Source organism: Pseudoalteromonas shioyasakiensis, from assembly GCF_022398475.1.
Taxonomy (GTDB): Bacteria; Pseudomonadota; Gammaproteobacteria; order Enterobacterales; family Alteromonadaceae; genus Pseudoalteromonas.
Genome location: NZ_JAKEVM010000170.1, coordinates 1 through 8,097, shown reverse-complemented (window position 1 = coordinate 8,097; position 8,097 = coordinate 1). Strand labels below are relative to the sequence as shown.

8 protein-coding genes are annotated in these 8,097 nt (G+C 42.2%); 4 read left to right on the top strand and 4 right to left on the bottom strand.

Features of this window, described 5'->3' with window-relative positions; translation table 11 throughout:
* Positions 1-170 precede the first annotated feature (170 nt).
* Positions 171-2,960 carry a TonB-dependent receptor gene (locus L1D51_RS19470; RefSeq protein ID WP_239964561.1) on the top strand — a complete coding sequence of 930 codons (2,790 nt, stop codon included), beginning with the start codon at positions 171-173 and terminating at the stop codon, positions 2,958-2,960.
* A 73-nt stretch (positions 2,961-3,033) separates the two neighbouring features.
* Positions 3,034-3,474 (top strand): GNAT family N-acetyltransferase, encoded by a 441-nt coding sequence (locus L1D51_RS19465; RefSeq protein WP_239964560.1) that lies wholly within the window; start codon positions 3,034-3,036, stop codon positions 3,472-3,474.
* Between the two features lie 14 nt (positions 3,475-3,488).
* Here the strand turns inward: L1D51_RS19465 and minE are convergent, their stop codons facing one another.
* The 3 genes from minE to minC are packed head-to-tail and all read right to left on the bottom strand — an operon-like array spanning position 3,489 to position 5,273.
* Entirely contained in the window at positions 3,489-3,752 is a 264-nt protein-coding gene (gene minE, locus L1D51_RS19460) for a cell division topological specificity factor MinE (RefSeq protein WP_054552047.1), read from the bottom strand.
* A gap of 1 nt (position 3,753) precedes the next feature.
* Positions 3,754-4,563 carry a septum site-determining protein MinD gene (gene minD, locus L1D51_RS19455; RefSeq protein ID WP_239964559.1) on the bottom strand — a complete coding sequence of 270 codons (810 nt, stop codon included), beginning with the start codon at positions 4,561-4,563 and terminating at the stop codon, positions 3,754-3,756.
* A 5-nt stretch (positions 4,564-4,568) separates the two neighbouring features.
* The gene (gene minC / locus L1D51_RS19450) at positions 4,569-5,273 is read right to left on the bottom strand and encodes a septum site-determining protein MinC (RefSeq protein ID WP_239964558.1); all 705 of its coding nucleotides are present in this window, start codon (positions 5,271-5,273) and stop codon (positions 4,569-4,571) included.
* 156 nt (positions 5,274-5,429) lie between these two features.
* Between minC and L1D51_RS19445 the strand changes: the two genes are divergently transcribed.
* The gene (locus L1D51_RS19445) at positions 5,430-5,711 is read left to right on the top strand and encodes a YcgL domain-containing protein (RefSeq protein ID WP_239964557.1); all 282 of its coding nucleotides are present in this window, start codon (positions 5,430-5,432) and stop codon (positions 5,709-5,711) included.
* Positions 5,704-6,729 carry a lytic murein transglycosylase gene (locus L1D51_RS19440; RefSeq protein WP_239964556.1) on the top strand — a complete coding sequence of 342 codons (1,026 nt, stop codon included), beginning with the start codon at positions 5,704-5,706 and terminating at the stop codon, positions 6,727-6,729. Before L1D51_RS19445 ends, L1D51_RS19440 begins: the two co-directional genes overlap by 8 nt.
* Positions 6,730-7,361: 632 nt before the next feature.
* Here the strand turns inward: L1D51_RS19440 and L1D51_RS19435 are convergent.
* Complete coding sequence (locus L1D51_RS19435) at positions 7,362-7,919, bottom strand: GbsR/MarR family transcriptional regulator (protein WP_119852928.1); 558 nt, start codon at positions 7,917-7,919, stop codon at positions 7,362-7,364.
* Positions 7,920-8,097 lie beyond the last annotated feature (178 nt).

The following is an 8,097-nucleotide window of genomic DNA, read 5'->3' as shown; positions in this document are numbered from 1 at the left end:
ATCTCTCACCGAATTTTTATTATCACTTTTTGACCACTCACCCTATTCTGAATTTGAGTTTAACAAGCTGTTAACTACCAATAATCAGTTTAAAAACCGACAACAATAAATCGTTTTTGCAGGGGCTAAAGGCTCTTAAACAAAAACAGAACACACAACTGGAGATAGGCATGGGCAAGCAAACTGTAATAAAAACAAAAGGGCAAGGAAGGCATTTTAAGCGTAATGCAATTTTGATTTCGCTACTGGCGGCAATCAATACAAGTTACGCAGCAGAGCAAGCAAATGAAGATGTAGAAGTGATTGAAGTACGGGGTATTCGTTCTTCAACTGCAGAAAACTTAGCAATAAAACGACTTTCAACAGCGACAGTTGATGCAATCACTGCAGAGGATATTGGTAAGTTTCCTGATAAAAACGTCGCTGACTCATTGCAACGTGTATCGGGCGTTTTGATTGACCGCGACGGTGGTGAAGGTAGCCGCGTGAGTATTCGTGGTACGTCACCAGATTGGACTCTCACCCAATTAAACGGTAACTATATTGCTTCATCTGGTTCTGGTACTCCTACCCGTAGTTTTAATTACACGTTATTGCCTTCAAGCATGATCAAAAGTGTAGAAGTGTACAAAAGTGCAGAAGCACGCATCGATGAAGGCGGTATTGGTGGTACGGTTATTTTACACACCCGTAAACCGCTTGAGATGGAAGCAAATTCAGGGGCGTTAAGTGCAGAGGTGACTTACGATGATGTGTCTGAAGACACAAAGCCGCAAGTTAACGTGCTGTATTCATGGAAAAATGACGACGAAAACTTTGGTGTACTGGCCGGCTTTACACGTCAAGATCGCACCGTAACAACCATCACTAACAACGCATCACACTGGCGTTTTCACTCAGATACCGTTGAAGGTGCAGAGCGTCCAGCGCTGGTAGACCAAGCCACTGGCGAAGTGTACAACAATGTGTGGGCACCGCGTGCGATGAGTGTTAATAACTCAAACCAAGACCGTACACGCGATGGTTATCAAGTGGCTGTTCAGTGGGCACCGAGTGACAGACTTGATTTAAACTTTAACTATTTTGGTGCTAAGTTAGGCTACGACCAAACAGGGCAAAGCATTACTTTTGCCGAGTGGAATGATAACCACAACCCGTATTACGGCATTGTGCTTGATGGCGATACTGTGGTTGCCTACGGTAATGGCGATAATGGTTTACTCAATGATAATAACTGGGGTGATGCCGATGTAAATGGTGGTGTGGCTGTTCGCCGTGGTTTGTTATCACCGCAGTTAACAGGGCGTGAGCGTTTTGGCGAATCAAAATCAAATACCTATGATTTTGAAGGCACTTATTATGGTGATACTTACAGTGTTACATTAAAGCTGGGTCATACTGAAGCTGAAGGCGGCACCTCAAAAGAAACCTACGCCAATATTGATGCGCGTTTAGGCTCAGTAAATAGCTGGTTATGGTCAATTGAAAACGGTAAACCAAGCTACGAAGTGTCGACTGATTTAGCCACCGATAAAGAAGCATACCAGTATTACGATTGGTTTGACTCTTACTCATCTGAAAATGAAGACTCAGAAGATTACATTCAAACAGATGTAAAATTTGACCTCGATGGCAACTTTTTCACCCGTGTGTATGTAGGTGCTAAATATCGCGACCACGAAATTAAAGGCATTCGTAATGACTTTCGTTGGGATGACGGCATCGCTGACAATGGCGGTTACCGCGGTTACTTACCAGGGACTGAGTGGTTCCATAATCCAGATTTTCACCCAGATGCGCCAACATTGGTAAGCGACCATGTAGTTGATAACAGCGCGGGTGATACAGGCGCATTTAACTTTTTAGCGTTTGATTTTAGAGCGCTGGATGATTACTTAAAAGAAAACTTTAGCCAGACTGTAGTGCCAACACTTTCGGGCACGTACGCCCTTGAAGAGAAAATTTGGTCTGTTTACACTCAAGCTGATTTTGAGTGGCAAGATTTCCGCGGTAATGTCGGTGTGCGTTATGTGAATACAGAGCTAAGCACCTTGACCTACGATGACGTCATTGGCCAAGATGATGATGACACGGATCCAAACGAGCGCAGTAGCGATGGCAGTGAAGTACTACCAAGCTTTAACCTTGCATGGGATGCAACCGAAGATCTTGTGGTGCGCTTTGCCGCAGCACGCACCATGGCAAGAGTGAGCTATTCAGACTTAAGCCAAGCAGAGTCTTACGGTCCTCCAGTTAATATTAACTCGCCTGATTCCTGGACAGGCCGTGGTAATGGTACTTCGGTAAACACAGGCCTTGAACCTATGTTATCTGACCAATTCGATTTAGGTATTGAATGGTATTACGGCGATGGCTCTGCACTGGGTGCGACTTTATTCTCTAAAGATATTTCTAACTTACCAATCTCGACCGTAGAAATTGTAGAGCGTGAACACGATTGTTGTAACGGCCCAATCGAAGTCGAAATGAATACCAAAGTGGGTGGGGGTGATGCAAAATCAGAAGGTTTAGAGCTGTTCTTCCAGCACTCATTTGATAATGGTTTTGGTATTTTAACTAACTATACCTACACAGATACCAGCACCAGCGAAGTCTCGACAGACGGGCAAAAAACAGAGGCGGAGATCCCAGGCACCGCTAAGCACCAATATAATGTGTCGGTGTACTTTGAGAATGACGACTTTAGTGTTCGTGCGTCATATAACTGGAAAGATGACCGTGCCAACGGTATTCACCAAGGCTACAACTTGTATACCAAAGACTATGGTCAGCTAGATGTGAATGCCTCGTATAACCTAACAGAGGATCTTTCGTTTACAGCGTCAGTGGTAAACCTAACAGAAGAAATAGAAGAAGGTTATTGGAAACAAAGCAATCGGTTTACCTATAACCAATATTCGGGCCGCCGTTTTTACCTAGGCGCAAATTATAACTTTTAACCATAGGCATGTTGTTTGTTACAACCTAAAAAGGTACTTTTATTAAAGTACCTTTTTCTTTTTTAAGACAATAATGATTAAGTTTGTAGCAGCTACAGAGCAAGACAAAGCCTATTTACTCGACTTAAGATTAAATACCATGGTTGAGCATTTAGAGAATCAAGGGTTGTTTTTATCACTTGAGCAACATCAAGCGAGAGTGGCTGAGCATTTTGAGCACAGTCATTTAGTGTTAAATGATGGGCAATGTGTAGGCGCTGCCAAGTTCATTGTAAGTGACCAAGCAATCAGTTTATTACAGCTACAAATTGCACCTAAAGAGCAGGGCAAAGGCTTAGGCACTAAGGTGTTAGATGCACTCAAAGCGCAAACAGCAGAGATAAATTTAACGGTGCTAAAAGCTAATCCAGCGTATGGATTATATCAACGGGCAGGGTTTAAAACTCTAGGCGAAGACGACTATGAGTTTCATATGCAGTGGCAGAAATTAAAAAGGGCGCAGTTAAAAAACTAAGCGCCCAATTTTGACTATTTCTTTTCTTCGTCAGGTAAAGTGACGTTTAGCTCAAGTACGGCTAAGTCATCTTCGTTTTGGTCAAACTGAACCTGAACTGCATCAGTGTTTACATTCACATATTTACGAATAACATCAAGGATGTCTTGTTTTAGCTGTGGTAGGTAATCTGGTGTACCACGCTGTGAACGTTCGTGCGCGACAATGATCTGCAATCGCTCTTTTGCTAATGACGCACTGCTTTTCTTTTCTGAGCGGAAGTAGTCAAGTAAAGACACATTAACCTCCAAAAATCCGTTTAAATAAGCCTTTTTTCTCTACGTCTAAGAAACGAAAACCAACAGTTTCGCCTAATAAACGATTGATTGCATCTGTGTATGCTTGGCCTGCATCCGATTCACCATCAAGGATAACCGGTTGACCAGAGTTCGATGCACTAAGTACAGCTTGTGATTCAGGAATAACGCCCAGTAGTTTAATCGCTAAGATTTCTTGTACGTCTTCTACCGAAAGCATTTCGCCTTTTTCAACACGCTCAGGATTATAGCGAGTTAGTAGTAGATGTTCTTTTACGCTTTCAAGGCCTTCTTCAGCACGTTTTGATTTGCTGTGTAAAATGCCAAGAATACGGTCAGAGTCACGTACTGATGATACTTCTGGGTTCGTTGTTACAATCGCTTCATCAGCGAAGTACATTGCCATCATTGCACCAGCTTCGATACCCGCTGGAGAATCACACACAATGTAATCAAAATCTTTTTTCAGCTCGTTTAGTACGCGCTCAACACCGTCACGGGTTAGGGCGTCTTTATCACGGGTTTGTGAGGCAGGTAAAATATGTAGCTTATCAACGCGCTTATCTTTAATAAGTGCTTGATTTAGGTTAGCTTCGCCATTAATTACGTTTACGAAATCATAAACAACACGGCGTTCACAACCCATGATAAGGTCAAGATTACGTAGACCAATATCAAAGTCGATAATAACGGTTTTAAAGCCTTTAAGCGCTAAACCTGTGCCAATCGCAGCACTCGATGTGGTTTTACCAACACCACCTTTACCAGAAGTAACGACAATCACTTTTGCCATGAGATTTATCCTTTAACCAAAGCTGAAATTTCTAATGAATCATTTTTTTGTTGGATTTGTACTGCGCTGCCCCAGTGTTCACCTTGTAGAGAGTCGCTGATCCAATAACTACCATTAATCGAAACAAGTTCTGCTTCTAATTTTTGGCAAAATATATTTGCTTCGTTGTAACCTTTAGCCCCTGCAATTGCACGGCCGCGAAGGGTGCCATAAATGTGCACGTTGCCATCGCTAATCACTTCGGCGCCATGACTTACAGCACCAATTACGATTAGGTCGCGATCTTTTGCATACACTTGCTGGCCCGAACGTACAGTGCCGTGAATAACTTGCGCAGGCAGGTGAACGGTTTTTTCAACGATAGATGTATTTGTTTGTTGTTTAGCGGTTGCACCCTTAACGTCTTGTGAATAATTTAACACCGACAGGCCCGCAGTTTTTGCGCTTTCGTTTTGCTCTTGAGAGCCATTACAAACCCCAACAGGGTTTAACGAAAGGCCGCTTAACATTGATTTTAAGAAAGAGAAATCAAGCGCTTCATCTTGTACGTCGCTTAAGTTGATTACGATAGGCGCACCGGCAAAAAACTTAGGTGCTTGGGCGATTTTCTCATCTAACTGCTTACTTAAAAGGGCTGTATCTGCTGAAAATAAATGTAAAACAGATAACGTAAAAAGGTTCCCTTTTAATTCAAAAATTTGTTCCGACATACACGCTCAATTGAATTGTCTGGATTAGCATCATTTAAGTATAAACACAGGCTGAACAAGGCATATACAGTAAAAATCTAATCTATTTTTTCTAACTTATTATATCACTCATGTTATAGTGTGCGCCTTCGTTAAGCAAGATATTATAGGGCCATAATGCTAACTGCGGTGTATAAAAGTATTAAAAAAGCGGATACATACCTTTTTGTAGAAAAAAGAGATGATTTCTCACGCGTACCTGAACCATTACTAGAAACGTTTGGTCTACCTAAGTACGTGATGATGATTAATCTAGCGAGCCGTGAAAAGTTAGGTGTGGCAGACTTAGACGCGGTTAAGCAAGCGTTAATTGACCAAGGGTTCTACTTGCAATTACCTCCGCCGGAAGAAAATCTGTTAACCCAATTTAAAAAAGACAAGGGAGTTGAGAGTGATTAAAAAACTTGCCGTCATTTTACTCAGTGCTTCACTAAGTACTTCAGTATTGGCAGAACAAAAGACACAAGCTGATTTTGACGTTTACGTTGCAGCATTAAAAAAAGAAGCACTTGAAAAAGGCTATGATGAAGCCTTAGTTGATCAAGCACTTGCAACAGCTAAATTCAAAAAGAAAGTGATCTCAGCTGATAAAAATCAGCCAGAAGTAAAAGAAACGCTCGAAACTTATTTACCAAAACGTGTGCCGCAATGGAAAATTGACCGCGCGCGTAAGCTATACAAAGAAAACCAAGAGGTTCTTGAAAAAGTCGCTAAAGAATACGGCGTTCAAGCACGTTTTATTGTGGCACTTTGGGGCCTTGAAAGTAACTTTGGTAAAATCCAAGGTGGTCACAGTGTGATTGCATCATTAGTTACACTAGCTTTTGATGGTCGCCGCGAAACCATGTACAAAAACCAACTTTGGGCAGCGCTTGATATCTTAAAAGAGGGTCACATTACCCTAGATAAGTTCAAAGGCTCATGGGCTGGTGCAATGGGGCAAACGCAGTTTATGCCAACCTCATTTAACGCTTACGCTGTTGATTACAACGGTGATGGCCGCAAAGACATTTGGACCACAGAAGAAGACGCATTTGCTTCAATTGCTAACTACCTTAAACAAGCAGGTTGGAACGATGATTTAACCTGGGGTCGCCAAGTTAAACTACCTGAAGGCTTTGATAACTCTAATATTCTTAAGCGTGGCACTAGAACACGCAGCCAATGGTTAGAGTATTGGAAAGATTCAGAACGCAGTCTTGCTGATTGGCAAGCTCTTGGGGTTCGTAAAATGGATGGTAGTGACCTACCAAACGTTGATGTTACCGCTGCAATGGTAATGCCAGATGACGTAAACGGTCGTATGTATCTAGCCTACGATAACTATAAAGCACTTATGCACTGGAATCGCTCGTATTACTTTGCAACCAGTGTTGGTTACTTATCAGATCGTATCGGTTACCCAGCGATTAAGTAATTGAGTAATAAAAGTTAGCAAGTACCAAGGGTAAAGCTACAAGTTTTACCCAAGCAACTTGCTAACTTATTCGGCGTTAAAACGCCTCTTACACCGAGGGGATTGGTGTAGGTCGTCATTTATGGCGACACAATCTTGAACATTTTTTGTAGGAACGGCTTCAGCCGTGAATCTCAAATACTCGGCGTTGAAAAGCCTCCTACAAACTTTACTCTCGTAACTTGTAACTTTCCCCTCAATCGCGCTAAAGCACGACCTACAAGAGTGCGCGTGAATTCCGTAGGAACGGCTTCAGCCGTGAATCTTTAGATGTTCGGCGTTAAACGCCTCCTACAAACTTTACTCTCGTAACTTGTAACTTTCCCCTCAATCGCGCTAAAGCACGACCTACAAGAGAGCGCGCGAAACAAGTTTCACGCCTACGATAGAAAACACTAGGCTCTAGGGTTTAGGCTCTGGGACGCGATACAAAATCGCAGCTACATTTTCGGCGTTAAAACGCCCTACGCCGAGAGATTATTTTGATGTAGGTCGTCATTTATGGCGACAATATCTTGAACATTTTTAAAATGACGCGCTAAAGCACGACCTACAAACTTTACTCTTGTAACTCGAAACTTTCCCCTAGCAATTTACTCACTCTTCCCCGGCTTTTTCAAAATCTTATCTTTAAAATCAAGCACCTTACCAATGCCAGAGCCTAGTTTCATTAGGCTTTGAAGTTGTTCAGGGCTTAAGCGTTGTAGCTCTGCTGACCACTTAGTAACGGTTTCGAGTAGGTCGTGAATTTCTTGCATTTGCTGCTGAGCAAAGCGCTCATCATCTGTGTGGGCTTCTTCTAAAATGTTATCGCGAAGCAGGCTTAGGGTTGGGTCTATCTCGCGTTTTTTACGCTCTTCGAATACGCGGTTGGCCATATCCCAAATGCTGCCAGCAGGGCCGTAGTATTCTTTACGGTCACCCGGAATATGATGCACTTTAATTAAGCGCCAAGACTGTAGCTCTTTAATGCCCATACTTACGTTTCCGCGCGAGATACTTAAGGTATCGGCAATTTCATTGGCGGTCATAGGCTCTTTAGTAATGGTTAATAATCCACACATTTGACCAATGGTGCGGTTAAAGCCCCAACGGCTACCCATTTCACCGCAGTGCATAACAAAAGCTAAGTTTTTTTCAGATAGGCTCATAATTTTTAGTATTCAAAAATTTCAGAAATTAAATGCTAGCACGCTCGGGGTATAACTAAAAGAAATAGCCACTATGCAATCTGCTACTACTAAAGTGTAGATACGCCATTATTTAAATTTAAGTTATTGAATTTAAATAATAGTTTAATTAAATGCCGCAGTGGTTAGCTATTTGATG